This is a genomic window from Kitasatospora sp. NPDC088264 (assembly GCF_040685715.1).
In the GTDB taxonomy this organism is placed as follows: domain Bacteria; phylum Actinomycetota; class Actinomycetes; order Streptomycetales; family Streptomycetaceae; genus Kitasatospora.
Map to the genome: position 1 here is coordinate 188031 of NZ_JBFBIR010000002.1, position 24731 is coordinate 212761.

22 protein-coding genes and 2 tRNA genes are annotated in these 24731 nt (G+C 72.9%); 17 read left to right on the forward strand and 7 right to left on the reverse strand.

What is annotated here, in order from left to right; genetic code table 11:
• Window positions 1-31 precede the first annotated feature (31 nt).
• From AB0O82_RS02800 to AB0O82_RS02815, 4 genes are all read left to right on the forward strand, one after another.
• Window positions 32-1018, forward strand: a complete 987-nt coding sequence (locus tag AB0O82_RS02800) for a LysR family transcriptional regulator (RefSeq protein WP_363579815.1) — start codon at window positions 32-34, stop codon at window positions 1016-1018.
• Window positions 1019-1098: 80 nt separating this feature from the next.
• A complete protein-coding gene (clpB, locus tag AB0O82_RS02805; RefSeq protein ID WP_363579816.1) occupies window positions 1099-3705 on the forward strand; it encodes an ATP-dependent chaperone ClpB in 2607 nt (868 codons plus the stop codon).
• Between the two features lie 312 nt (window positions 3706-4017).
• Window positions 4018-4575 carry a YbjN domain-containing protein gene (locus AB0O82_RS02810; protein ID WP_363579817.1) on the forward strand — a complete coding sequence of 186 codons (558 nt, stop codon included), beginning with the start codon at window positions 4018-4020 and terminating at the stop codon, window positions 4573-4575.
• Between the two features lie 119 nt (window positions 4576-4694).
• A complete protein-coding gene (locus AB0O82_RS02815; protein ID WP_363579818.1) occupies window positions 4695-5855 on the forward strand; it encodes a pyridoxal phosphate-dependent aminotransferase in 1161 nt (386 codons plus the stop codon).
• On the opposite strand, the gene AB0O82_RS02820 is transcribed toward AB0O82_RS02815, so the two are convergent.
• Window positions 5835-6449 (reverse strand): TetR family transcriptional regulator C-terminal domain-containing protein, encoded by a 615-nt coding sequence (locus AB0O82_RS02820; protein WP_363579819.1) that lies wholly within the window; start codon window positions 6447-6449, stop codon window positions 5835-5837. The genes AB0O82_RS02815 and AB0O82_RS02820 overlap by 21 nt on opposite strands.
• A gap of 92 nt (window positions 6450-6541) precedes the next feature.
• On the opposite strand from AB0O82_RS02820, the gene AB0O82_RS02825 reads away from it, so the two are divergent.
• The 5 genes from AB0O82_RS02825 (at window position 6542) to pyrE (ending at window position 12429) form a co-directional block, all read left to right on the forward strand.
• Window positions 6542-7957, forward strand: coding sequence for an amidase (locus AB0O82_RS02825; protein WP_363579820.1), 1416 nt, complete (start codon window positions 6542-6544; stop codon window positions 7955-7957).
• A gap of 491 nt (window positions 7958-8448) precedes the next feature.
• Entirely contained in the window at window positions 8449-8979 is a 531-nt protein-coding gene (locus AB0O82_RS02830) for a DUF2617 family protein (protein WP_363579821.1), read from the forward strand.
• Between the two features lie 253 nt (window positions 8980-9232).
• Window positions 9233-10756: a polyamine aminopropyltransferase gene (locus AB0O82_RS02835; protein WP_363579932.1), complete on the forward strand. Its 1524-nt coding sequence runs from the start codon at window positions 9233-9235 to the stop codon at window positions 10754-10756.
• Between the two features lie 92 nt (window positions 10757-10848).
• Window positions 10849-11862, forward strand: coding sequence for an SRPBCC family protein (locus tag AB0O82_RS02840; protein ID WP_363579822.1), 1014 nt, complete (start codon window positions 10849-10851; stop codon window positions 11860-11862).
• 30 nt (window positions 11863-11892) lie between these two features.
• Window positions 11893-12429, forward strand: a complete 537-nt coding sequence (gene pyrE / locus AB0O82_RS02845) for an orotate phosphoribosyltransferase (protein WP_280673778.1) — start codon at window positions 11893-11895, stop codon at window positions 12427-12429.
• 100 nt (window positions 12430-12529) lie between these two features.
• Here the strand turns inward: pyrE and AB0O82_RS02850 are convergent, their stop codons facing one another.
• Window positions 12530-13249: a VTT domain-containing protein gene (locus tag AB0O82_RS02850; protein WP_363579823.1), complete on the reverse strand. Its 720-nt coding sequence runs from the start codon at window positions 13247-13249 to the stop codon at window positions 12530-12532.
• 342 nt (window positions 13250-13591) lie between these two features.
• Here AB0O82_RS02850 and fbaA point away from each other — a divergent pair, with 342 nt between their 5' ends.
• A complete protein-coding gene (gene fbaA / locus AB0O82_RS02855) occupies window positions 13592-14614 on the forward strand; it encodes a class II fructose-bisphosphate aldolase (RefSeq protein WP_063348525.1) in 1023 nt (340 codons plus the stop codon).
• A 95-nt stretch (window positions 14615-14709) separates the two neighbouring features.
• Here the strand turns inward: fbaA and AB0O82_RS02860 are convergent, their stop codons facing one another.
• Complete coding sequence (locus AB0O82_RS02860; protein WP_350876615.1) at window positions 14710-15129, reverse strand: DUF3151 domain-containing protein; 420 nt, start codon at window positions 15127-15129, stop codon at window positions 14710-14712.
• Between the two features lie 122 nt (window positions 15130-15251).
• Here AB0O82_RS02860 and AB0O82_RS02865 point away from each other — a divergent pair, with 122 nt between their 5' ends.
• Window positions 15252-16139, forward strand: a complete 888-nt coding sequence (locus tag AB0O82_RS02865) for a DUF3152 domain-containing protein (RefSeq protein ID WP_363579824.1) — start codon at window positions 15252-15254, stop codon at window positions 16137-16139.
• A 19-nt stretch (window positions 16140-16158) separates the two neighbouring features.
• On the opposite strand, the gene AB0O82_RS02870 is transcribed toward AB0O82_RS02865, so the two are convergent.
• The 4 genes from AB0O82_RS02870 to purS all read right to left on the reverse strand — a co-directional run bounded on the left by AB0O82_RS02870 (window position 16159) and on the right by purS (window position 20259).
• The gene (locus AB0O82_RS02870; RefSeq protein ID WP_363579825.1) at window positions 16159-16986 is read right to left on the reverse strand and encodes a sterol carrier family protein; all 828 of its coding nucleotides are present in this window, start codon (window positions 16984-16986) and stop codon (window positions 16159-16161) included.
• Between the two features lie 65 nt (window positions 16987-17051).
• A complete protein-coding gene (purL, locus tag AB0O82_RS02875; protein ID WP_363579826.1) occupies window positions 17052-19307 on the reverse strand; it encodes a phosphoribosylformylglycinamidine synthase subunit PurL in 2256 nt (751 codons plus the stop codon).
• On the reverse strand, window positions 19307-20008 hold the full coding sequence (gene purQ / locus AB0O82_RS02880; RefSeq protein ID WP_363579827.1) for a phosphoribosylformylglycinamidine synthase subunit PurQ: 702 nt from the start codon (window positions 20006-20008) through the stop codon (window positions 19307-19309). Before purQ ends, purL begins: the two co-directional genes overlap by 1 nt.
• A complete protein-coding gene (gene purS, locus AB0O82_RS02885; RefSeq protein ID WP_045692676.1) occupies window positions 20005-20259 on the reverse strand; it encodes a phosphoribosylformylglycinamidine synthase subunit PurS in 255 nt (84 codons plus the stop codon). The genes purQ and purS overlap by 4 nt, the downstream gene beginning before the upstream one ends.
• 468 nt (window positions 20260-20727) lie before the next feature.
• Between purS and AB0O82_RS02890 the strand changes: the two genes are divergently transcribed.
• From AB0O82_RS02890 to AB0O82_RS02915, 6 genes are all read left to right on the forward strand, one after another.
• Window positions 20728-21045 carry an Lsr2 family protein gene (locus AB0O82_RS02890; protein ID WP_063348519.1) on the forward strand — a complete coding sequence of 106 codons (318 nt, stop codon included), beginning with the start codon at window positions 20728-20730 and terminating at the stop codon, window positions 21043-21045.
• A gap of 137 nt (window positions 21046-21182) precedes the next feature.
• Window positions 21183-21255: transfer RNA gene (locus AB0O82_RS02895), tRNA-Gly, on the forward strand.
• A 39-nt stretch (window positions 21256-21294) separates the two neighbouring features.
• Window positions 21295-21370: transfer RNA gene (locus tag AB0O82_RS02900), tRNA-Gly, on the forward strand.
• A 157-nt stretch (window positions 21371-21527) separates the two neighbouring features.
• Window positions 21528-22541 (forward strand): ABC transporter ATP-binding protein, encoded by a 1014-nt coding sequence (locus AB0O82_RS02905; RefSeq protein ID WP_363579828.1) that lies wholly within the window; start codon window positions 21528-21530, stop codon window positions 22539-22541.
• Window positions 22538-23371, forward strand: a complete 834-nt coding sequence (locus AB0O82_RS02910; RefSeq protein WP_363579829.1) for an ABC transporter permease — start codon at window positions 22538-22540, stop codon at window positions 23369-23371. Before AB0O82_RS02905 ends, AB0O82_RS02910 begins: the two co-directional genes overlap by 4 nt.
• A 104-nt stretch (window positions 23372-23475) precedes the next feature.
• Window positions 23476-24708 carry a histidine kinase gene (locus tag AB0O82_RS02915; protein ID WP_363579830.1) on the forward strand — a complete coding sequence of 411 codons (1233 nt, stop codon included), beginning with the start codon at window positions 23476-23478 and terminating at the stop codon, window positions 24706-24708.
• Window positions 24709-24731 lie beyond the last annotated feature (23 nt).

Here is a 24731-nt window from a genome sequence, read left to right on the forward strand (position 1 = left end):
CGCGGGTTCTATGAGGACATAGCCTGGACCTATGGCCCTCTCCCCCCGCGTCCCCGAGCTCGGCGCCCTGGAACTGCTGCTCGCGGTGGCCCGGCTGGGCAGCGTCGGGCGGGCCGCGGCCGAACTGGGCGTGAGCCAGCCGACCGCCAGTGCGCGGATCAAGGGCATGGAGCGGCAGATCGGCGTCCCGCTGCTGGAGCGCTCGCCCCGGGGCAGCCGGCCGACCGAGGCGGGTCGGCTGGTGGTCGAGTGGGCCGGGCACGTGGTGGAGGCGGCGCAGGCGCTGGACGCGGGGATCGACGCGCTGCGCGAGCGGCGGGACGCCAAGCTGCGGGTGGTGGCCAGCCTGACCGTCGCCGAGTACCTGATGCCGGGCTGGCTGCTGGCCCTGGCCGAGGCCAGTCCGGGCACGGCGGTGACGCTGCGGACGGCGAACTCGGCGGAGGTCGCCGGGCACCTGCTGGCCGGGGACGCCGACCTCGGCTTCGTCGAGGGCCCGTCCACCCCGCCCGGGCTGGCCGGCGCGGTGGTGGCGGCGGACCGGCTGGTGGTCGTGGTGGCGCCCGGCCACCCGTGGGCGCGCCGCCGGGCGCCGCTGACCGGGCCGGAGCTGGCCGCCACCCCGCTGGTGCTGCGCGAGTCGGGCTCGGGCACCCGGGAGGTGCTGGAGATGGCGCTGGCGCCGTACGGGGGCGCGGTGCGGCCCCGGCTGGAGCTGGCCTCGTCCACCGCGCTGAAGGCGGCGGCGATGACCGGGGCCGGGCCGGTCTGCCTGAGCGAGCTGGCGGTGGTGGAGGAGTTGGCCGTCCGGCGGCTGGTGGCCGTGCCGCTGGCCGAGGGGCTGGACCTGCGACGGCCGCTGCGCGCGGTGTGGCCGGCCGGGCAGCGGCCGAGCGGGCCGGCCCGGGAGCTGCTGGGGCTGACCCGCCGGACGCCCCGCGCGCAGCGGCCACCCCGGGTGGAACGCGCGGAACGGGTGGAACGCGCGGAACGGGTGGAACGCGCGGAACGGGCGTAAGAACTTGAGCGGAATAGACTCAACTTAGTGCATGCTGTACGTAGCAGCATTGAAGGACGACGAGGGAGGACCCCCCAGCAGTGGACGCCAGCAAGTTCACCACCAAGACGCAGGACGCCCTGTCCGCCGCGATCCGGCAGGCGGGCGCGTCCGGGAACCCGGACGTCAAGCCGGTGCACATCCTGATCGCCCTGCTGGAGCAGCCCGAGGGCATCGCCCGGCCGCTGCTGGAGGCGGTCGGGGCGGACGTCACCCGGATCGACGCCGAGGCCCGCCGCCAGCTGACCGCCCTGCCCAGCGCGATGGGCTCGACGGTCGCCGCGCCGCAGCTCTCCCGGGACACCCTCGCGGTGCTCACCGAGGCCGGCAAGCGCGCCGACGACCTGGACGACCAGTACGTCTCCACCGAGCACCTGATGGTCGGCCTGGCCGCCGAGGGCGGGCCGGTCGCCGAACTGCTGGCGCGGCAGGGCGCGACGGCGAAGGACCTGCTCGCCGCGTTCAAGGACGTGCGCGGCAGCGGCCGGGTGACCTCTCCGGATCCGGAGGGCACCTACAAGGCGCTGGAGAAGTACGGCACCGACCTGACCCAGGCCGCCCGGGACGGCAAGCTCGACCCGGTGATCGGCCGGGACCAGGAGATCCGCCGGGTCGTCCAGGTCCTCTCCCGCCGGACCAAGAACAACCCGGTGCTGATCGGCGAGCCGGGCGTCGGCAAGACCGCGGTGGTCGAGGGCCTGGCCCAGCGCATCGTCGCCGGCGACGTGCCGGAGTCGCTGCGCGGCAAGCGGCTGGTCGCGCTGGACCTCAGCGCGATGGTCGCGGGCGCCAAGTACCGCGGCGAGTTCGAGGAGCGGCTGAAGGCCGTCCTGAACGACATCAAGCAGAGCGACGGCCAGGTCGTCACCTTCATCGACGAGCTGCACACCATGGTCGGCGCGGGCGCCGGCGGCGACTCCGCGATGGACGCCGGCAACATGCTCAAGCCGATGCTGGCCCGCGGCGAGCTGCGGATGGTCGGCGCCACCACGCTGGACGAGTACCGCGAGCGGATCGAGAAGGACCCGGCCCTGGAGCGCCGCTTCCAGCAGGTGCTGGTCGGCGAGCCCAGCGTGGAGGACTCGATCGCCATCCTGCGCGGCCTCAAGGGCCGCTACGAGGCGCACCACAAGGTGCAGATCGCGGACGCCGCGCTGGTCGCCGCGGCCACCCTGTCCAACCGCTACATCACCTCCCGCTTCCTGCCCGACAAGGCGATCGACCTGGTCGACGAGGCGGCCTCCCGGCTGCGGATGGAGATCGACTCCTCCCCGGTCGAGATCGACGAACTCCAGCGCTCCGTCGACCGGTTGAGGATGGAGGAGCTGGCCCTGGAGAAGGAGTCGGACGCCGCCTCGATCGACCGGCTGGCCCGGCTGCGGCGCGATCTCGCCGACAAGAACGAGCAGTTGAGCGCCCTGACCGCGCGCTGGGAGCAGGAGAAGAAGAGCCTCAACCGGGTCGGCGAGCTCAAGGAGCGGCTGGACGACCTGCACGGCGCGCTCGAACGGGCCCAGCGTGACGGGGACTTCGAGCGGGCGTCGAAGCTGATGTACGCGGAGATCCCGGCCGCCGAGACGGAGCTCGCCGAAGCCCAGGAGCGGGCGGCCGACCAGGACGCCTCCGCCTCGATGGTGAAGGAGGAGGTCGGCCCGGACGACGTGGCCGACGTGGTCGCCTCCTGGACGGGCATCCCGGCCGGCCGCCTGCTGGAGGGCGAGAGCGCCAAACTCCTGCGCATGGAGGAGGAGTTGGGCCAGCGCCTGATCGGCCAGGCGGAGGCCGTACGGGCGGTCTCGGACGCGGTGCGCCGCACCCGTTCCGGCATCGCCGACCCGGACCGCCCGACCGGCTCGTTCCTCTTCCTCGGCCCGACCGGCGTCGGCAAGACCGAACTCGCCAAGGCCCTGGCCGACTTCCTCTTCGACGACGAGCGGGCCATGGTCCGGATCGACATGAGCGAGTACGGCGAGAAGCACTCCGTCTCCCGCCTGGTCGGCGCCCCGCCCGGGTACATCGGCTACGAGGAGGGCGGCCAGCTCACCGAGGCGGTCCGCCGCCGCCCGTACAGCGTGGTGCTGCTGGACGAGGTGGAGAAGGCCCACCCGGAGGTCTTCGACGTCCTGCTCCAGGTGCTGGACGACGGCCGGCTCACCGACGGCCAGGGCCGCACGGTGGACTTCCGCAACGCGATCCTGATCCTCACCTCCAACCTGGGCTCCCAGTTCCTGGTCGACCCGGCCACCCCGGAGGACCGGAAGAAGGCCCTGGTGCTGGACTCCGTCCGGGCCGCGTTCAAGCCCGAGTTCCTCAACCGGCTGGACGACATCGTGGTCTTCGACCCGCTGGGCACCGCCGAGCTGAGCCGGATCGTCGACCTCCAGGTGGCCCGCCTCGGCGACCGGCTGCGCGAGCGGCGGCTCACCCTGGACGTCTCCGAGGCCGCCCGCGACTGGCTGGCCCTCACCGGCTACGACCCGGCGTACGGCGCCCGCCCGCTGCGCCGGCTGGTCCAGTCCGCGATCGGCGACCAGTTGGCCCGGGCCATCCTGTCCGGCCAGGTGCACGACGGGGACACCGTCCTGGTCGAGCGGGACGAGGAGGGCGACCGCCTCACCGTCCGCAGCCGCGGACCGCTGGAGAAGTAGCACCACCAGCCCGGGCCGCCCGCACGACAGCGCGGGCGGCCCGGGCAACACCCTTGCCGCACAGCACAGTTGACGGCCCACTCGGCTACGGCCGCACCCCGCCGCACCCCGCCGGAGCCCCGGCAGCGACGGCCCTCCAACCGGACACGCTCCGTCACCATCACCGCTCGCGGCGGGCGTCGGAGCGCCCCGGACGAAGATCGACGCGTGGCCGGGTGCCCCTGTGAGGCAGGCCCCGGATGAGGCAGGATGGGAAGTGGAAAGGGCGGCCTCTCATTGCCGGCCACCACGTGCACTGAGGAAGAGGACCCCATGAGCATCGACCCGTCGTCCATCCCGTCGTTCGGCGCACCCCAGGGTGGCGGCCAGCCCGGCGACCAGGGGCGGCCGGCCGGCCCGCCGCCGATCATCGTCCCGGACCAGGGCCTGGTGGCCCAGCTGCTGGACCAGATGCAGCTCAAGCACGTCGTGGACGAGGAGGGCGACCTCACCGCTCCCTGGGAGGGCTTCCGCGTCTACTACATGTTCCGCGGCGAGCAGAAGGAGCTCTTCGCGGTGCGCGCCTTCTACGACCGCGCGTACCCGCTGGAGAAGAAGGGCGAGATCCTCGACCTCATCGACGAGTGGAACCGCGAGACCCTCTGGCCCAAGGTCTACACCCACACCCACGAGGACGGCGTGGTCCGCCTGATCGGCGAGGCCCAGATGATCGTCGGCACCGGCGTCAACCTGGACTACTTCGTCACCACCACCGCCAACTGGACCCAGGCCGCCGTCGGCTTCGAGCAGTGGATCGTCGAGCGCCTCGGTCTGCAGAACGAGATCGAGGGCGAGGACGGCGAGACCCCCGAGGACACCAACGAGGCGTGACCCTGCCCGCCCCGCGAGCGCACGGCCCGACCACTTGGCCCCAGGTGGTCGGGCCGTCCTTGTCCCCGGCCCCCGGCTGACCCAGGATGGGGCCGACGACGACGCGTGAGGAGCCACCGATGGGCAACAGGCCGCTGCTGAACCGCCGACTGGCCGGCATGGGGACGACCGTCTTCGCCGAGATGTCCGCCCTGGCCACGGCCACCGGCTCGATCAACCTCGGCCAGGGCTTCCCCGACACCGACGGCCCGGCCTCGGTGGCCCGGGCCGCTGCCGACGCCGTGCTGAACGGGCGCGGCAACCAGTACCCGCCCGGCCCCGGCATCCCCGAGCTGCGGCAGGCCATCGCCGAGCACCAGCAGCGCTTCCACGGCCTCGGCTACGACCCGGACACCGAGGTGCTGGTCACCGCCGGCGCCACCGAGGCCATCGCCGCCACCCTGCTCGCCCTGCTGGAGCCGGGTGACGAGGTGATCGCCCTCGAACCCTTCTACGACTCCTACGCCGCCTGCATCGCGATGGCCGGCGCCACCCGCCGCCCGCTCACCCTGCGCGCCCCGGACTTCCGCCCCGACCTGGACGAACTGCGCACCCTGATCACCCCGCGCACCCGCCTGCTGCTGATCAACACCCCGCACAACCCGACCGGCACCGTGCTCACCGCCGACGAGCTGGCCGCCATCGCCGCCCTCGCCGTCGAGCACGACCTGCTGGTCGTCACCGACGAGGTCTACGAGCACCTCGTCTTCGGCGCCACCCACCACCCGATCGCCGCCCTGCCCGGCATGCGCGAGCGCACCGTCTCCATCTCCTCCGCCGGCAAGACCTTCTCCTTCACCGGCTGGAAGGTCGGCTGGGTCACCGCGAACCCGGCCCTGGTCACGGCCGTCCGCACGGCCAAGCAGTACCTCACCTACGTCAGCGCCGGCCCCTTCCAGTACGCCGTCGCCGAGGCGCTGCGGCTGCCCGACAGCTACTTCGACGGCTTCCGCGCCGACCTGCTCCGCAAGCGCGACCTGCTGGTCGACGGGCTCACCGCGGCCGGCTTCCGGGTGTTCACCCCCGAGGGCACGTACTTCATCACCACCGACATCACCCCGCTCGGCGAGAAGGACGGCATCGAGTTCTGCCGCGCCCTGCCGGAGCGCTGCGGCGTCGTCGCCATCCCGAACGCCGTCTTCTACGACAACACCGAGGCCGGCCGCAGCCTGGTCCGCTTCACCTTCTGCAAGCAGGACTCCGTGCTGGAGGAAGCGGTGTCACGGCTCCAGCGCCTCTGAGCCGTCGCCCGGCCGCCGCCCGAGGCCGGACAGGTGGGCGTTCAGGATCGCCCGGGCCTCGGGTGCGGTGAGGCGGCCGACGAGGACGTGCGTGGTGAGCCCGTCGGCAAGGGCCAGCAGCGTCTTCGCCTCCCGGGCGGCGTCCGGCCCGGCCGCCGGCGACGCCTCGGCGATCAGCCGGGCGAACAGGCCCTCCAGGGCCGCGTAGTCGGCGTTCAGCGGGCCCGCCAGCCGCTCGTCGACGGCGGCCTGCGCGACGAAGGCCAGCCAGACCCGCGCCTGGGAGCGCTGTCCGTCGCCGAGCAGCGCCGCCTCGGCGGCCGCGTGTGCCAGGAGGGCGGCGGGCGAGGGCGCCGGGTCGTCGGCGGGGTACGCCCGGACCCGGGCGGTGATCCGCTCACCGACGTAGCCGAGGGCGAAGCGGAGCATCTCGTCCTTGGTGCGGAAGCAGCGCTGGACGGCGCCGGTCGACACCTGCGCGCGGTCGGCCACGTCGCGCAGGGTCACCCCTTCCAGGCCTCGTTCGTCGGCGAGCCGGCAGACGGCCTCGGCGATCCGTCGGCGCCGTCCGTCGTGGTCCACCTGTCTGGGCACGGGCTCCCCCTCCGGTTTATTCGATGCACTCGTATCGGTTCCCAGGCTACGGTACCGATACGAGCGCATCGGAACGAGGAGGGGAGTACGTCATGCAGGACGCCCTGTGGCGACTGACGGCCACCGCGCAGGCGGCGGCGGTACGCGGCAAGGAGGTCTCGGCCGTCGAACTGCTCGACAGCCACCTGGAGCGGATCAGCGCGGTGAACCCACAGGTGAACGCCGTCACCCAGGTCCTGGCGGAGCGCGCCCGGGTGCAGGCCCGGGAACTCGACCGGCGCCTGGCCGCGGGCGAGGACCCCGGCCCGCTGGCGGGCGTGCCGTTCACCGTGAAGGAGACCACCGCCATCGAGGGCGTGGCCACCACCTTCGGGGTGCCGCGCTTCCGCGACCTGGTGGCGCGGGCCGACGCTCCCCCGGTCGCCCGGCTGCGCGCGGCCGGGGCCGTACCGATCGGGCACAGCAACATGCCCACCATGATCCTGGCCGGGATGCACACCCGCAGCGAGCTCTACGGCGACACCGCCAACCCGTGGGACCGCAGCCGCACCCCGGGCGGGAGCAGCGGCGGCGACGGCGCGGCCGTCGCGACCGGCCTGGCCGCGCTCGGGCTCGGCAACGACTCCGGCGCGTCCGTCCGCGTCCCGGCCGCGTTCTGCGGGGTCGCCGGGCTGAACCCGTCCAACGGCCGGTTCCCCGCCGACCACCGCGCGTTCGGGCCGCAGGACCCGGGGCCGGCCTCCCAGTGGCTGGTCGCCGACGGCCCGCTCGCCCGGAGCGTCGCCGACCTCCGGCTGGCCTACGAGGTGCTGGCCGGCCCCGATCCGCGCGACCCGCGCGCCCTGCCCGTGCCGCGCTACGGCGAGCCGCTGCCCGGGCCGGTGAAGGTCGCGGTGGTGGCCGATCCGGGCGGCCACGGCGTCCACCCGACGGTCCGGGCCGCGGTCGAACGCGCGGCGGCGGCGCTGCGGGACGCCGGGTACGACGTGCGCGAGGTGGCGGACGTCCCGCGGCTCGACGAGGCCCTGGAGGTGTGCGACCGGATCACCATGACCGAGTTCGCACCCAAGTGGCCCGCCGTACGCCCCCTGCTCGGCCCGGGCGGCGACCGCTACATCGAGCTGACGATGGCCCGGACCCCGCCCGCGACCGCCGCCGAGCTCATGGAGCTGATGGGGAGCTGGCTGGGCATCCGCCGCTCCTGGGCCGAATTCCTGGACGAGTACCCGCTGCTGCTCGGACCGGTGTTCACCGAACCGCCGGTCGAACCGGGCATCGAGTCCCGGGACGCGGCCGGGTGGGAGCTGGTCCGCACGGCGATGCGGCTGTGCAAGGTGACCAGCTTCGCGGGGCTGCCCGCGGTGGCGGTGCCCACCGGCCTGGCCGACGGGCTGCCGACCGGGGTGCAGCTCGTGGGGCGGGCGTTCCGGGAGGACCTCTGCCTGGAGGCGGCCCAGGCGGTCGAGGACCGGCTCGGGGTGCTCGCGCCGATCGACCCCCGGCCGTGAGGGGAGCAATGATGGCCCGGCGAGTGGGCCCAGTTCTTCTCAACTCGCCTGACAGTCATGGTTGGTTGACGTCTGGTTGACGATTGAATGATGTCTGTGAGGCAATTCCTTCGGCCTCGACGGAACGCTCCGACCGCCCTGCCCGCCCGGTGCGTGCAGGGCGGCGGCGCACAAGGCGTGCACCCGGCGCACTACCAGCGTGCACGGCGCACGACCCGGTCGTAGGGGCGCGCGCTGTGCAGAGTCGCACACCGGGTCGATCAGAGCCGGGAAGCAGGTGTGCTCGAAACGGTGAATGCTTGACAAAGTTGGGTAAATCACCGGCGGACCCGGCGTATTCATGCTTCTCTGCTGCTGAATCTCCAGCCGGAATCCCTCCTTCCACGGTCGGCCGCGCCCAGGGCCGCACAGCCACGAACAGCCTCGCCATCGCCTAGGCCTACTCGGTGCTGCTCGGCGGGCGCGCACGGAGCTGAAACGCGGAGCCGAGCATGCTCACCACACTGCAGACCTCCTACACGGACACCCGCGCCGGTGACCTGGCCTGGTGCCTGGGCGGCGACCCGCTGCCCGCTCTCGCGGTCCGCGACCTGAGACTCGACGGAGGCGGCCACCCCACCGCGTCCGGCACCCTCCAGCTGCGACTGCTCGGCGCTTCGCACCAGGTGGTGATCGCCGCCGGCCCCGGCGAGTGCCTGGAGACCGTCGCCTGCCTGCCCGGCCGCCGCACCCCGCTGCCGGCCCGGGTGGCCAAGCAGGTCGGCGGCTGGGAGTACGAGTTCGCGGCCCGGATCGAGGCGCTGCCCCCGCACGACTTCGCGGCCCGCGCGCAGGAACTGCTGGCCCTGGTCGAGGGCCACCCGCGCGGCCTGGCCGGGGTGTTCCCGGGCGACCCGAGCGCCTTCACCGCGCTGGTCACCCAGGGCGGCGCCGACCGGCTGCTCTGGCGGACCTGGCACGCCTACCCGCAGGAGGGCCGGCTGGTCTGCACCCGCTCCTCGCTGGTGGTGTCCGGGGCATGACCGCCAGCCGTCCGAGCAGGGTCGCCGATCCCGCCACGGCCTATGAATCGTACGCAGGAACGATTCGTCAATCCGGCGTCCCACACTGTCCGTCGAATGGGCGCAGCTATCCGTCCCGAACGTCCCCTAGCGTTTGTTCGTGATCAACCATCCGGCCGGTCCACCCGCCCGCTCGCGAGTGGACCTCGACGACGGCGCCCCACCTCGGCCCGGGCGGAGCCTCGCCCCCCTGCCCACCCGCCGTCGGTCCCGGCTGCGCTCCCACCCCCGGCTGGCCCGCCTCACCGTCCTGCTGGCCGCGTTCGTCTGTGCGGCCTGCGGACTCGTCTACGAACTCGAACTCGTGGCGCTCGGCGACTACCTGCTCGGGGACTCGGTCACCCAAACCTCCGTCGTGCTCTCCGTCATGGTGTTCGCGATGGGCCTCGGCTCGCTCCTCGCCAAACGCCTCACCCGGCAGCCCGCCACCGCCTTCGCCCTGGTCGAATGCGCCCTCGCGCTCACCGGCGGCCTCTCCGTCCTCGCGCTCTACTCCTGCTGGGCCTGGATCGGCCGCTACCAGGCCGCCATGGTCGGCCTCACCTGCCTCATCGGCATCCTCATCGGCGCCGAGATCCCGCTCCTGATGACCCTCATCCAGCGGATCCGGCGCGAGGACGCCGGCCGCGCCGCCGCCGACCTCTTCGCCGCCGACTACGTGGGCGCGCTGATCGGCGGCCTCGCCTTCCCCTTCCTCATCCTCCCCGGCCTCGGGCCCGGCGACGGCGCCCTCGTCACCGGCGCCGTCAACGCCGTCGCCGGAGCCGCCGTCGTGCTCTGGCTCTTCCGCGAGGAACCCGCCCCCCGGATACGGCTCCTGCTCTGGGGCGGCTGCGCGCTCGTCCTCGCCCTGCTCGCCGCGGCCGCCGCCGGCTCCGGCGCCATCGAACGCGCCGCCCGGCACGCCCTCTACGGTGCGCAGGTCCGCTTCGCCGCCCGCAGCCGCTCCCAGGAGATCGTGCTCACCGGCCCCGCCGAAGGCCCGCTCCGGCTCTACCTGAACGGCCGCCTCACCGTCTGCGGGCCGGACGAGTACCGCGGCAACGAGGCCCTGGTCCACCCGGCGATGGCCGCCGGCCCGGACGCCCGCGTCCTGCTCCTCGGCGGCGGCGACGGCCTCGCCCTGCGCGAGGTGCTCCGGCACCGCGGCGTCCGCTCCGTCCGGCTCGTCGACGCCGACCCCGCGCTCCCCCGGCTCGCCCGCACCGACCCCGGGCTCGCCGCCCTCACCGACCACTCCCTCGACGACCCCCGCGTCCACGCCACCGCCGCCGACCCGATGGCCTGGCTGCGCGGCGCCGCCACGGCCGGCGGACCGTACGACGTGGTGCTCGCCGACCTGCCCGCGCCCGCCGACGGCGGACCGGTCACCTTCCACTCCCAGGAGTTCTACGGCCTCGCCACCCGGCTGCTCTCCCCCGGCGGCCGCGTCGCCGTCCGGGCCGGCGGCGACCCGGACGGCCTCTGGCCGATCGAGTCCGGCCTGCGGACGGCGGGACTGCAGACCGTCCCGTACTCCGTCCAGGGCAGCGCCACCGCGAGCTGCCGCCCCGACCCGCCGGGCGCCGCCCAGACCTTCCTCCTCGCGGCCGCCGCCCGGCCCCCGCTCACCCTCGCCCCCGACGCCCCACCGCCCCGCGCCCTCACCCCCGACGGCCTCCGCGGCTCCGCCACCCGCCTCGCCGCCCTCCGCCCCGCCCACCCCCCGGCCGCCCTCACCCTGCTCGGCCCCCGCTGAGCCGGGGGCGCGGGGCTGGACACCGGTGGTCCGGGGAAGTCGGGTGGCGGTGGGTGGGGACCGGGCGGGGTTGGGTCGGTAGGCTCCCTGACATGGAGCATGAGGTTGTCGTCCCGATGCCCGCCGAGTTGGTGCGGCAGGCCTTGCAGGATCCGGCTCTGCTGGCCCGTAGCGTGCCGGGGCTGAGCACCGAGCCGGCCGCGGTCGGCGGTGGGCCGGCGGAGGAGATCGGCGGCCGGCTGAAGCTGCGGATCGGCGGCTCCACCATCACGTACAGGGGCGTGCTGTCCCTGATCGAAGGGCGCGAGGGCGTGCTGACCGTGTTCGCCGAGGGCCAGGAGGCCCGTGGCAGCGGCGAGGCGACCGCCACCGTCCGGGTCAGCGTCGCGGACGGCGCCGAGGGCGGTACCGCGGTGGTCCGCTTCACCGGCGACCTGAGCGCCACCGGCCGGCTCACCGAGTTCGACGAGGAGACCCTCGACGCCGCCGGCCGCCGTCTGCTGGACCGGTTCGCCACCGCGCTCGCCTCCCCGGACGCCGAGCCCGAGCCGGAGAGCGAGAGCGAGAGCGACGGCGACGGCGACGGCGAGAGCGACACGGAGACCGGTGGCGAGGCCGGGGCCGAGGGCGGGACCGGGACCGACGCCGGCGTGGTGTTCATCGAGGAGCACCAGGACCAGCCCGGCGACGACCTCGACGACGACCTGTCCGACCTGATCGCCTTCTCCGACGCCGACGCCGAGCGCTTCGGCCTGCCCACCGGCGGCGGCGACGGGGACGGGCCCGAGGAGGGAGTCGCCGAGGAGCTCCCCGCCGAGCCGCTCTTCGAGTACGAGGAGGAACCGGCGGGCGGCGGCCCGGTGCGCCGCAGCATCGTCGGCCGGTCGGCCGAGGAGGTGGACCACGCGCCGCCGCGGGGGCGGTACGCCCCGGCGCTGCCGGCCCGTAGTGCCCGGGCCCGGGCGGCGTCCCGCTGGGGCGGCGAGGCCGGCGGGATCGTGGTGCCGGGTTCGGGCGGCCGCAGCGCGGTGCCGTGGGTGATCGGCGGCGGGGTCGCGCTGCTGGGTGGCGCCGTGGTGCTGGTCAGGGCCTTGCGTCGGCGCTGACCGGCGGGGGAGGGCCTAGACTGGACGCTCATGAGCAACGACCGCGACGCCCTGCTGGCACAGATCAAGGACAAGGCCGTCGTACACGGCAAGGTCACCCTTTCCTCCGGCAAGGAGGCCGACTACTACGTCGACCTGCGCCGGATCACGCTGGACGGCCAGGCCGCCCCGCTGGTCGGCCGGGTGATGCTGGACGCGACCTCGCACCTGGAGTACGACGCCGTCGGCGGTCTGACCCTGGGCGCCGACCCGGTGGCCGCCGCGATGCTGCACGCCGCCGCCGCGCGCGGGCGTGAGCTGGACGCCTTCGTGGTCCGCAAGGCGGGCAAGGCGCACGGCCTCCAGCGCCGGATCGAGGGCCCGGAGGTCAAGGGCCGCCGGGTGCTGGCGGTCGAGGACACCTCCACCACCGGTGGCTCGGTGCTGACCGCCGTCGAGGCGCTGCGCGAGGCGGGCGCCGAGGTGGTCGGCGTCGCGGTGATCGTGGAGCGCGGCGGCGCGGCCGCGGTCGAGGCGCAGGGCCTGCCGTACGTGACCGCCTACACCCTGGACGACCTGGGCCTCTGAGCCCGGCCGGACCTGACAGCACGAGGGGCCGGGTCCTGTTTCACGTGAAACGTGAGACGGGACCCGGCCCCTTCGCGTGTCGTGCGCGAAGCCCCGGTGCTCAGCCGCGCCGGTGGCGGCCGCCGCTCTGCACGGCGTCGGCCTCGGTGCTCTCCACGGCGCCGCCGGCCTTCCGCTTCTTGCGCTCGCGCAGGACCTCGATCAGGATCGGCGAGATCGAGAGCAGGACGATCAGCAGCACCGCCGGGATCAGGTACTTGTCGATCACCGGGGCGAGCGCGTCGCCGAAGAAGTAGCCGATCAGCAGCATGGACTCGGTCCAGAGCACGCCGCCGATGACGTTCCACAGGAAGAACGTCCGGGCGGGCATCTCCAGGGTGCCCGCGACCGGGTTGAGGAAGGTCCGGACGATCGGCATGAAGCGGGCCAGCACCACGGCCTTGCCGGGCCCGAACTTGTTGAAGTACTCCTCCGCCTTCATCACGTACTCGCGGCGGAAGATCTTCGACTCGGGCTTGTCGAACATCTTCGGCCCGACCTTGACCCCGATCAGGTGCCCGAGCTGGGCCCCCGCGACCGCGGCCACCGGGGCGCCGACGAGCAGGACGGCGATCGGCAGCTTGGCGCCGTCGCCGAGCACCGACGAGGCGGCGTTCGACGCCGCGACGCCGGCGATGATCAGCAGTGAGTCACCCGGGAAGAAGAAGCCGACCAGCAGGCCGGTCTCCGCGAAGATGATCGCGATCAGCCCGATGGCGCCGAGGGACGAGATCAGTGATTTGGCGTCGAGCAGGTTGACGGCCAGCTGGTTGTAGTCCACGGCCGCAGGATAGCGGGCCGTCCTGTACGGAGGCTTCGCCCGGCAGGTGTATCCGGTGTCCGCCGAACGTCGCAGGAGCGGGCCGTCCGCGTCGGCGGCGGCGACGGTCCGACTGGCGGGCTCCTGCTGACCTGCGGGCACGAGTCTGGGAGGATGGCACGGGCGTCCGGTCCGCAGCGGCACACCACCCTCATTGCCGTACCGCGGAGGTCGCTCGAACCTTGGTGCCGGAGAGCCACACCGCAGCGCCGCGCGTCGGCGGCCGGCACGGAGTCGTACCGAAGGCGTACACAGCGTCGGACAGCACCGTCCGTACGCCGCAACCCGACAGGAGCGGATCGCATGCCCATCGCAACTCCCGAGGTCTACAACGAGATGCTGGACCGGGCCAAGGCGGGCAAGTTCGCCTACCCGGCCATCAACGTCACCTCGTCGCAGACCCTGCACGCCGCACTGCGTGGTTTCGCCGAGGCCGAGAGCGACGGCATCATCCAGATCTCGACCGGTGGCGCGGAGTTCCTGGGCGGCCAGCACAACAAGGACATGGTGACCGGCGCCGTGGCGCTGGCCGAGTTCGCGCACATCGTCGCCGCCAAGTACGACATCACCGTCGCACTGCACACCGACCACTGCCCGAAGGACAAGCTGGACGGCTACGTCCGCCCGCTGCTGGCGGTCTCCGCCGAGCGCGTGGCCAAGGGCCAGAACCCGCTGTTCCAGTCGCACATGTGGGACGGCTCGGCCGAGACCCTCGCCGACAACCTGGCGATCGCCCAGGAGCTGCTGGCCCAGGCCGCCGCCGCCAAGATCATCCTTGAGGTCGAGATCACCCCGACCGGCGGCGAGGAGGACGGCGTCACCCACGAGATCAACGACGAGCTGTACACCACCGTCAACGACGCCGTGCGCACCGCCGAGGCGCTGGGCCTGGGCGAGAAGGGCCGCTACCTGCTGGCCGCCTCGTTCGGCAACGTGCACGGCGTCTACAAGCCGGGCAACGTCGTGCTGAAGCCGGAGCTGCTGCGCGAGCTGCAGGACGCGATCGGCAAGCAGTACGGCAAGACCGACCCGTTCGACTTCGTCTTCCACGGCGGTTCCGGCTCGACCGCGGCGGAGATCGCCACCGCGCTGGAGAACGGCGTCGTGAAGATGAACCTGGACACCGACACCCAGTACGCCTTCACCCGCCCGGTCGTGGACCACATGTTCCGCAACTACGACGGTGTGCTGAAGGTCGACGGCGAGGTCGGCAAGAAGAACACCTACGACCCGCGCACCTGGGGCAAGCTCGCCGAGGCGGGCATGGCCGCCCGTGTGCTGGAGGCCGCGCAGCAGCTGCGCTCGGCCGGCAACCGTCTGAAGTGAGCCCGGCCACGGCGTGAACGCGGGTGCGCCCCCCGGTGGACTTCACCGGGGGGCGCACCCGTGTGTGGGTCTGCTGCCTCAGCAGCCGTGCGGGTCTACTGCTTCAGCTCCGCGTACGCCTCCGCGCTGCTGTCCTTCAGGAACTGCCAGCAGCGGGCCTCCTCCTCGGTCTCCTTGATCGCGCCGGCCGCCCGTGCGAGCCCGGCCAGGCAGCGCAGGAAGCCGCGGTTGCCGCGGTGCTCCCACGGCACGGGGCCGTGGCCCTTCCAGCCGTTGCGGCGCAGCGCGTCCAGGCCGCGGTGGTAGCCGGTGCGGGCGTAGGCGTAGGACTCGACGTAGCGGCCGGCCGCGTAGGCGTCGTCGGCGAGCATCGCCCAGGCGAGGCAGAAGGTCGGGAAGTCGGCGGCCACCTGGGTGGGTGAGGCCGATTCCTCCGCCAGCATGCGGTAGGGCTGCTCGTCCTCCGGGAGAAGGGTCGGATCGGGGCCGTCGAGAAGATTCCGGTGAATCGCCATGCAGGCAGTCTGCCATCCGGGACGCCAGGGTCAACCGGCGTCCCGGGATCGGCGGCAGCCGCCGGGCGCCTGCATACCCGGTATGTGGACATTCACCCGTTCGCCATGTCAGGGTGTCGATCATGCCCGCAGCCAGATCCGCCGCCAGGAGCGGCAGTGCCCGCGGCCGCCGACGCCGACGGCCGCCGCGCCGGCTCGGGCCCGGCATGCTCGCGGCGCTGGTCACGGCGGTGGCGGTGCTGGGCGGTACGGCGGTCGTGCTGACCCGCTCCTCCGACGCGCCCGGCGGCGGGCCGACCGCCCAGGCGCGGATCGCCCCGCCGACCGATCAGGCTCCCTCGCCCGCCGGCCCGACGCCGACCCCGACGCCGACCGACACCCCGAGCGAGCCCCCCGCCCCGTCCTCGACACCCACCCCCACCACGCCCACCACGCCCGACCCCGGCCCGGCCAAGGGCGCGGGCACCTTCAGCATCGCCGCCGCCACCGCCCAGCCGGTCGGACGCGGCACCGTGCGCCGCTACCGGGTGGAGGTCGAGGACGGCATAGGCATCGACGCCGGCGGCGCCGCCGCCCAGATCCACGGCTTCCTCGGCGACAGGCGCGGCTGGACCAACGACCGCAAGAACGGCTTCCAGCTGGTCGCCGGCGGCGGGTACGACTTCACCGTGAAGATCGCCTCGCCGGCCACCGTGGACCGGATCTGCGGCGCCTCCGGCCTGGACACCCACGGCGAGGTGAACTGCAACGTCGGCAACCAGGTGCTCGTCAACTCCAAGCGCTGGAACACCGGTTCACCGCAGTTCAGCGGCCCGCTCGACGAGTACCGGGCGCTGATCATCAACCACGAGGTCGGCCACCGGATAGGCCACGGGCACGAGACCTGCCCCGGCCCGGGCAAGCCGGCGCCCGCGATGATGCAGCAGATCTACGGACTCAAGGGCTGCGAGCCCAACGCCTGGCCGTACTCGGAGAACGGCACCTACCTCAGCGGGCCGTCGGTGCCGTAGGACGCCCCCCGAAGCGCGGCTACCCGAGCACCGGCAGGTACTCCCGCAGGTCGCTGCGCTCGCCGGAGGCGGAGACCGCCGCCGCGTCCACCGCGGCGGCCCAGTCGGCCCGGCCGGTGGCCAGCCGGATCCAGGTCAGCGGGTCGGTCTCGACCACGTTCGGCGGGGTGCCCCGGGTGTGCCGGGGGCCCTCGACGGCCTGCACGACGGCGTACGGCGGGATCCGCAGCTCGACCGCGCCGCCCGGCGCGCGGTCGGCGAAGGCGTCGGCCAGCAGCCGGGTGACGGCGGCGACGGCCTGGCGGTCGTGCGGGAAGCCGTCGAGGCCGAGCGCGGCGGCCAGGTCGTCGGCGTGCACGACGGTCTCCACCAGCCTGGTCACCAGCATGTCGGCGAGTGTCATCGAGCCCAGCCGGATCTCGAACCGCCGTACCGGGTCGGCGGCTTCGGGCCGGTCCAGCAGACCGGTCAGCGCGTCCGCCGCCCGGGTGAAGGCCTGCGCCACCGAGGCCGCGTCCCCGCCGAAGTCGCCCGCGGCCCTCGCCCGGGCCTGCTCGTCGAGCAGCGGCGCGACCGTGCCGACCGCGGCCACCCACCCCGACAGGTCCAACGGTGCCCGCCCCTCCAGCGGATCGTCGAGGTGCTCGGGGACGAAGTCGAGCTGGACGGCGAGGTGCGCGATCAGCTCGCGGACCGTCCACTCCCCCAGCCTGGTCGGCCGGGCCAACCACTGCTCGGCGTCCGGGCGTTCACACAGCTGCCGGACGGCGTCGCGCAGCGCGCCGGTCTGCGCCGCGAGCGCGGTGCGCACCTTCTGCGGCTGGTAGGTACGGGGCTTGGGGGGCATGGCCCCCAACATACGCCGAGGGGCGGACGGCCCCGTCGGACCGTCCGCCCCTCGAACCGCGCGGGTCAGGCGAGCAGAGCCTCGATGACGCCGGTGTGGGCGTCCTTCAGCTCGGCCAGCGAGACGGTGAACTGGCCCTGGACGTCCAGGGATTCGCCGTCCACGACACCGATGCGGGTGGCCGGCAGGCCGCGCGCGGTGCACATGTCGTTGAACCGGAGCTCCTCGCTGCGCGGCACCGCCACGACAGCGCGGCCGGCCGACTCGGAGAACAGGAACACGAACGGGTCCGCGCCCTCGGGCACGATGATCCGCGCGCCGTGGCCGCCCTTGAGGCAGCTCTCCACGAGCGCCTGGCCGAGGCCGCCGTCGGAGAGGTCGTGCGCGGCGTCGATCATGCCGTCGCGCGAGGCGGCGATCAGGATGTCGCCGAGCAGCCGCTCGCGCTCCAGGTCGACCTTGGGCGGCAGACCGCCGAGGTGGTCGTGGACCACCTGCGACCAGGCCGAACCGCCGAGCTCGTCCGCGGTGTCGCCGAGCAGGTAGAGCAGCTGCCCCTCCTCGGCGAAGGCGACCGGGGTGCGCCGGGTGACGTCGTCGATGACGCCGAGCACCGCGACCACCGGGGTCGGGTGGATGGCGACCTCGCCGGTCTGGTTGTACAGCGAGACGTTGCCGCCGGTGACCGGGGTGCCGAGCACCAGGCAGGCGTCGGCCAGGCCGCGGGTGGCCTCGGCGAACTGCCACATCACGTCCGGGTCCTCGGGGGAGCCGAAGTTGAGGCAGTCGGAGATCGCGAGCGGCTTGGCGCCGCCGGCCGCGACGTTGCGGTAGGCCTCGGCGAGGGCCAGCTGGGCGCCGGTGTACGGGTCCAGCTTGGTGTAGCGGCCGTTGCCGTCGGTGGCGACCGAGACGCCGAGGTTGGTCTCCTCGTCGATCCGGATCATGCCCGAGTCCTCGCCGACCGAGAGCACGGTGTTGCCGAGCACGTAGCGGTCGTACTGGTCGGTGATCCAGGACTTGGAGGCCTGGTTCGGGGAGCCGGCGACCTTCAGCAGGTCGGCCTTGAGGCCCTCGCCGGTGGTCGGGCGGGCCAGCCGCTCGCCGGTGGGGGCGTCGGCCTGCAGCGCGTCCTGCCAGCTCGGGCGGGCGTACGGGCGCTGGTAGGTCGGGCCCTCGTGGGCGACGGTGCGCGGCGGCACGTCGACGACGAGTTCGCCGTGCCAGAAGATCTCCAGGCGCTCGCCGTCGGTCACCTCACCGATGACGGTGGCGATGACGTCCCACTTCTCGCAGATCTCCAGGAAGCGGTCGACCTTGCCGGGCTCGACGATGGCGCACATGCGCTCCTGCGACTCGCTCATGAGGATCTCCTCGGGCGAGAGCGTGTTGTCGCGCAGCGGCACGGTGTCCAGCTCGACCCGCATGCCGCCGGAGCCGGCGCTCGCCAGCTCCGAGGTCGCGCAGGACAGGCCCGCGCCGCCCAGGTCCTGGATGCCCTTGACGAGCTTCTCCCGGAAGATCTCCAGGGTGCACTCGATCAGGAGCTTCTCCTGGAACGGGTCGCCGACCTGGACGGCCGGACGCTTGGTCGGCTTGGTGTCGTCGAAGGTCTCGGAGGCGAGCACGGAGACGCCGCCGATGCCGTCGCCGCCGGTGCGGGCTCCGTACAGGATGACCTTGTTGCCGGCGCCGGAGGCCTGCGCGAGGTGGATGTCCTCGTGCTTCATGACGCCCACGCACAGCGCGTTGACCAGCGGGTTGCCCTGGTAGCAGGAGTCGAAGACGACCTCGCCGCCGATGTTCGGCAGGCCCAGGCAGTTGCCGTAGCCGCCGATGCCCGCGACGATCCCGGGCAGCACGCGCCGGGTGTCCGGGTGGTCGGCCGCGCCGAACCGCAGCGGGTCCATCACGGCGACCGGGCGGGCGCCCATCGCCAGGATGTCGCGCACGATGCCGCCGATGCCGGTGGCCGCGCCCTGGTAGGGCTCGATGTACGACGGGTGGTTGTGCGACTCGACCTTGAAGGTCACGGCGTAGCCCTGGCCGACGTCGACCACACCGGCGTTCTCGCCGATGCCGACGAGCATCGCGTCCGAGTCGGGCTTCTTGTCGCCGAACTGCTTCAGGTGGACCTTGCTGCTCTTGTACGAACAGTGCTCCGACCACATGACCGAGTACATCGCGAGTTCGGCGCCGGTCGGGCGGCGGCCGAGAATCTCGCGGATGCGCGCGTACTCGTCCTCCTTGAGCCCGAGTTCGGCCCAGGGCTGGGCGACGTCCGGGGTCTGCTCGGCGTTCTTGACGGTGTCGAGGCTCATCAGGCGTTCACCAGCTGCTTCAGGACGGAAGTGAAGAAGCCCAGGCCCTCGACGGTCGGACCGGTGAGCGGCTCCACGGCGTGCTCCGGGTGCGGCATCAGGCCGACGACATTGCCGGCGGCGTTGGTGATGCCGGCGATGTCGCGGTACGAACCGTTCGGGTTACCGCATCCGTCAGCGGCATCGCCGCGGGCCACGTAACGGGCCACCACCCGGCCCTCCGCCTCCAGTTGGTCCAGGACGCGCTCCTCGGCGACGAACCGGCCCTCGCCGTTCTTCAGCGGAACGACGATTTCCTGGCCCGCCGAGTAATCCCGGGTCCAGGCGGTACCGGTGTTCTCGATGCGCAGCTTCTGGTCGCGGCAGACGAAGTGCAGCGAGTCGTTGCGGGTGAGCGCGCCGGGCAGCAGGTGCGATTCGCAGAGCACCTGGAAGCCGTTGCAGATACCGAGGACCGGCATTCCCAGCTTCGCCTGCTCGATGACGGTGTCCATCACGGGCGAGAAGCGGGAGATCGCGCCGCAGCGCAGATAGTCGCCGTAACTGAATCCGCCCGGCAGGACGACGGCGTCGACCTGGTGGAGATCCTTGTCACGGTGCCAGAGCGCGACCGGCTCGGCGCCGGCCAGGCGGACCGCGCGCTGGGCGTCACGGTCGTCGAGGGAGCCGGGGAAAGTGACGACGCCGACGCGGGTGGTCACTTCGCCGCCTCCTCGACGCGGACGGTGAAGTCCTCGATCACGGTGTTGGCGAGAAAGGTCTCGGCGGCTTCGCGGATACGGGCGAGCGCGGCGTCGTCGACCGGGCCCTCCACTTCCAGCTCGAAACGCTTGCCCTGGCGGACGTCGGCGATCCCGGTGAATCCGAGACGGGGCAGTGCACGCTGCACCGCCTGGCCCTGGGGGTCGAGGATCTCCGGCTTGAGCATGACGTCGACTACGACGCGTGCCACTGGCACTCCCGGTGGTGTCTTCGGTGAGGCGGGGGAACTCCAGACTACCGGGGGTTTCGGGCGGGATTGCTGGCCGGGGCAGGCGACGCGCGTAGACTCGAGACCCTTACGCGGCAAGGGATCCAAGCCCGTGAACCCCCGGCGGGGCCGCGCGGTTTCCACGGATTCGACCCCCGGAACGAGAACACCCGAAGAACACCCGAATACGGCACTCCGGGACAGATCGACCCGTCCCGCACTCCGGTATCCGGCACTCCGGCGAAGACACGTGAATATCCGGAAAAGAATGCCGGACTCTTCGATTTCGACCCCCTTCGGGTGCAGAATAGGGCCACCTGTCGCGGCAAGTGCTGCGTATCCGGCGGGCCACCAGGCCTGCCCGTATGCGCTTGCGCGAGTGGGTGCACATCAGGCCCCCGGACGCACCCCGCGGACCGGCGGCCGAATTGCCCGAGAGGATTGACACCCATGGCTCAGCGTGTAGTTGTCACGCTCTCCGACGACCTGGACGGCGGCGCCGCGGCGGAAACCGTCCACTTCGGCGTCGACGGGAAGTCGTACGAGATCGACCTGTCCGTGGACAACGCGGAAAAGCTGCGGGAGGCCCTCGCTCCGTTCGTCGCGGCCGGCCGCCGCCAGAGCCGCACCGGAAAGTCCTTCCGCCGCACCGCGCTCACCCCGGACCCGGCCGCGGTGCGCGCCTGGGCCCTGTCGCGCGGCATGGAGCTGCCGGCCCGCGGACGCATCCCCAAGCACGTGTACGAGCAGTTCGCCGAGGCGAACTGACCGCCCCGGGCACCCCGGTCGCCCCGCCCGCCTGGACCGAAAGGGTGGGGCGACCACCCCGAACGATGCTGTAGAGTAATCCTCGTCGCCGCAACGGAGAGATCCGGAGAGGCGGCGGGTGCCCCACCAGGCACCGTGCGGACGTGGCTCAGTTGGTAGAGCATCACCTTGCCAAGGTGAGGGTCGCGAGTTCGAATCTCGTCGTCCGCTCGCAGTGCGCGAGCACAGCACAACTCCATAGTAAGACCTGCGGACGTGGCTCAGTTGGTAGAGCATCACCTTGCCAAGGTGAGGGTCGCGAGTTCGAATCTCGTCGTCCGCTCCAGAACGAAAGGCTCCCTCGATCGAGGGGGCCTTTCGGCATTCCCGCTCCACGCCGATCCCGGCCCATGACATTTGTCATCGCCGACCCGTGGATCTCCACCGCCGGCTCATGACGGCGCGCACTGCCCGCCCGGCCGGGGAGGCGGAAGGCTTGAGCCATGGAAACGAGCCAGCCCCTCCGCCCCGGCGACAGCGTGATCGAGGTCACCGACCTGCACCGCCACTACGGCACCGGCACCACCGGCTACCACGCCGTCCGCGGCGTCGACCTGACCGTCGGCCGCGGTGAGCTGTTCGCCCTGCTCGGCACCAACGGGGCGGGCAAGACCTCCGCCATGGAGCTCATCGAGGGCCTGGCCGCCCCCACCGGCGGCACCGTCCGGGTGCTCGGCCACGACCCCCACCGGGAGCGCGCCGCCGTCCGCCCGCGGATCGGCATCATGCTCCAGGAAGGCGGCTTCCCCGGCGACCTCACCATCGCCGAGACCGGCCGCAGCTGGGCCGGCATGACCAGCGGCGCCCGCCCGGTCGACGAGGCCCTGGAGCTGGTCGGCCTCGGCCACCGCCGCGACGTCCGGGTCAAGCAGTTGTCCGGCGGCGAGCGGCGCCGGCTCGACCTCGCGATGGCCCTGCTCGGCCGCCCCGAGGTGCTCTTCCTGGACGAGCCCAGCACCGGCCTCGACCCCGAGGCGCGCGCCGCCGTCTGGCGGCTGGTCCGCGAACTGCGCGCCCAGGGCACCACCGTGCTGCTCACCACGCACTACCTGGAGGAGGCCGAGGAGCTCGCCGACCGGCTGGCCATCATGCACGGCGGCCGGGTCGTCACCACCGGAACCGTCGCCGAGGTGATCGCCGGCCGGCCCTCCCGGATCAGCTTCGAACTCCCCGAGTTCACCGGGACGGCGCTGCCGGTCCTCGCCGGGGCCGAGATCACCGTCGACGGCCGCAAGGTCACCGTGCAGACCGGCGGCCTCCAGCGCACCCTCTTCGAACTGCTCGGCTGGGCCCAGCAGCACGGGATCGCGCTCGGCTCCCTGGACGCCCGCAGCGCCTCACTGGAGGAGGCCTTCCTCGCCATCGCCTCCGAGGCCGCCCACCAGGCCCCGCCCCAGTCGCCCGCCGCCCCCACCGCCCGCACCGCCCGCCGCCGCCTGATCGGATCCGCCCGATGACCACCGCCACCGCCGCCAAGACCGCCGCCGGCCCGCAGAGCACCACCGCCCGCCGGCTGCTCTCCCTCGGCCGCGCCGAGGCCACCCTGCTGCTGCGCAACCGGGCCGCCCTGTTCACCGCGCTGCTGCTGCCGCTGCTGCTGATCGCCGGCCGGCACAACATGCTCAAGCAGCAGGCCGAGTCCCACCCCGGACTGGACGTCGACACGCTGCTGATCACCGGCACCATCGGCGGCGTCCTCGCCTTCGTCGTCTACTACAACCTGACCGCCGCGTACGTCGCCCGCCGCAACGAGCTGGTGCTCAAGCGGCTGCGCACCGGCGAGGCCCGGGACATCGAGATCCTGGCCGGCACGGCGGTGCCCTCGGTGAGCCTCGCCCTGATGATGTGCGCCGTGGTCGGCGTCGGCGCCGCCGCCCTTCTCAAGCTCAGCACGCCGGTGAACCCGCTGCTGCTGGCCGTCGGGCTGGTCCTGAGCATCGCCGTCTTCATCGCACTGGCCGCCGTCTCCAGCGCCTTCACCAAGACCGTCGAGACCGCCGGCATCACCACCCTCCCGGTGCTGCTGGTCTCCCAGTTCGGCTCCGGCCTGCTCATCCCGCTGGAGATCATGCCCCCCGGGCTGGCCGACTTCTGCCGCCTGCTGCCCACCACCCCGGCCTTCCAGCTGATCCGGATCGGCTGGACCGGCAGCGACGGCTCGGCCGCCGCCACCGGCTTCGCCGGCACCTGGTCCACCGCCGCCCCGCACCTGGTGACCGGCGCCGTCTGGCTCGGCCTGGCGGTCTGGGGCGCGGTGCGCTACTTCCGCTGGGAGTCGCGCCGCTGACGCCCCCGGCGGGCACCCTCTCCGGAAGTGCGAAGGTCAGACCCCCGTTCCGCCTCTGATATGAAGGTAGCGACACGATCTTGATCGAAACGGGGAGCGATTCGATGGCCGTCCAGGGGCCGGTCCGCAGATGGAAGGGCTTCGGCAAGCCCCAACGCGCCGAGCTGTACTTCCGCTGGTCGCTCTACATGGTGGCCTGGTGCATCGTTCCGGTGAACCTGGTGCTCAGCGCCTCCTCCGTCACGAACATCGACCGGTCGGTCGACGCCGTCCGGGTCACCGTGGTCGTCTCGCTCGCCTCCACCCTGCTCTGCCTCCGGGCGTTCCGCACCTCGCTCGACCACTACCTGCACCGCCCCACCGAGCACCTGCGCTGGCTGATCGTCAACAGCGCACTCTCGGTCGCCGGTTCCTGGGCCGTCCTGCTGCTGGGCCCGTCCTCCGCCGAACCCGGGCAGCCCGGAGGGACGCCGTTCACCGCGGCGATCGCCATCGCCATGCTGTGCGCCGCCATCGGCCCGATCAGCGTGGGCCTGCCCCTGCGCCAGGTCTTCGCCGCCGGACTCGGCCTGATCCTGCTGATCGCCCCGGCGATGCTGCTGGCCGGGATGAGCCCCGCCACCACGGCCGGACTGGCGGTCGGGGCGGCGATCAGCCTGACCTTCCTCGTCGGCACCTGCCGCAGCTTCGCCTGGGTGACCGCGATCATCTGGGAGCTGGAGACCGCCCGCGAGGCCCAGTCCCGGCTGGCCGTCGCCGAGGAGCGGCTGCGGTTCTCCCGCGACCTGCACGACGTGATGGGCCGCAACCTCACCACCATCGCGCTCAAGAGCGAACTCGCCGTCCAGTTCGCCCGCCGCGGGCGCCCGGAGGCCGCCGACCAGATGGCCGAGGTGCAGCGGATCGCCCAGGAGTCGCAACGCGAGGTCCGGGACGTCATCCGCGGCTACCGCACCGCCGACCTGCACGCCGAGGCGATCGGCGCCCGCGCGGTGCTGCGCAGCGCCGACGTCGCCTGCGAGATCGACCTCGGCGAGAACGCCGACCAACTGCCGCCGCCGATCCAGTCGGTGCTCGGCTGGGTGATCCGCGAGGCCACCACCAACGTGCTGCGGCACAGCGAGGCCGCCCACTGCCTGATCCGGCTGAACCTCCAGGACGGCCGCGCCGTCCTGGAGCTGGAGAATGACGGGGTGCCCGCCGTCCCGCTCCCCTCGCTGGGCGGCGGCACCGGACTGCGCGGCCTGCGCGAACGGCTGGCCGCCCACGACGGCGAGCTCACCATCCCCGAGGCCGCCCAGGGCACCTTCCGGATGCTCGCCGCCGTCCCGCTCTGACCCGCACCCACCGACGGAGGACC